The 841-nt window shown below is 63.3% G+C and carries 1 protein-coding gene and 1 pseudogene; both read left to right on the forward strand.

Features of this window, described 5'->3' with window-relative positions; all coding sequences use genetic code 11:
* Positions 1-201: 201 nt before the first annotated feature.
* Positions 202-741, forward strand: a complete 540-nt coding sequence (locus K3F49_RS21855; RefSeq protein ID WP_452101115.1) for an IS110 family transposase — start codon at positions 202-204, stop codon at positions 739-741.
* Positions 659-841 (forward strand): annotated as a pseudogene (locus tag K3F49_RS39655) (IS110 family transposase); the annotation flags it as partial. The gene K3F49_RS21855 and the pseudogene K3F49_RS39655, both read left to right, overlap by 83 nt.

Consider the following 841-nt stretch of genomic DNA (forward strand, 5'->3'; position numbering starts at 1 on the left):
CCCCTTGTATCTGCCCATTGAGCAAAATGTGCGATGAAAGCGACTGAGCGCTTTGGCCGGTGGCCACCGGCCAAAGCGCGCGGCGAAGTCGCCCGATACCCCCAGGGTAACAACCGTGGATGAGCCCGGGATCTTCGCCGTTGTCACGTACGACCGAACAGTCGGTTGATCACAATCGCACGTACAAGGCAGGTTACCGTGATGAAGACCATTTGTGGAGTGGATGTTTCGAAGGCCAGTCTCGATGCCTGCATCGAGCCCGGCACGATCCGGGGCAGCTTCGGCAACGATGCGGCCGGAATCGCGGAACTGGCCGCTTTCTGCCGTCGGCACCAGGTCGAGCTGGTGGTGATGGAGGCGACCGGCGGCTATGAACGCAGGGGGTTCCTGCTGCTGTGGGAGCAGGGCCTGCCCTGCACAGTCACCAATGCGCGCAACGTCCGGCAATATGCCGAGGCGATGGGCATGCTGGAGAAGACGGATCGGATCGATGCCCAGATGATCGCCCGTTTCGCCCGCGACAAGGGCCTGCAGCCGATGCCCCTGCCGAGCCAGGCACAGCGGCGCCTCAAGGCCCTTGTGGCAAGGCTGCGGCAGGTCACCGATGATCTCACCGTGCAAAAGCAGCGCCGCTCCAGCNCTGTTCGACAATGCCGAGATGCTGGCCAGCCTCGACGAGGTGATTGCCCTGCTCAAGCGGCAGTCGCGGACGCTCGAGGGCGAGATCGCCTCCCTGATTGACGACGATCCACTGTGGGCCAAGCTCACCGAAACGTGGCGTTCGATGAAGGGTGTGGCCGATCGGACCGTCGCTTGGCTGATGGCCGAGTTGCCGGAGATC

This window comes from Bradyrhizobium monzae, from assembly GCF_021458635.1.
GTDB lineage: Bacteria > Pseudomonadota > Alphaproteobacteria > Rhizobiales > Xanthobacteraceae > Bradyrhizobium.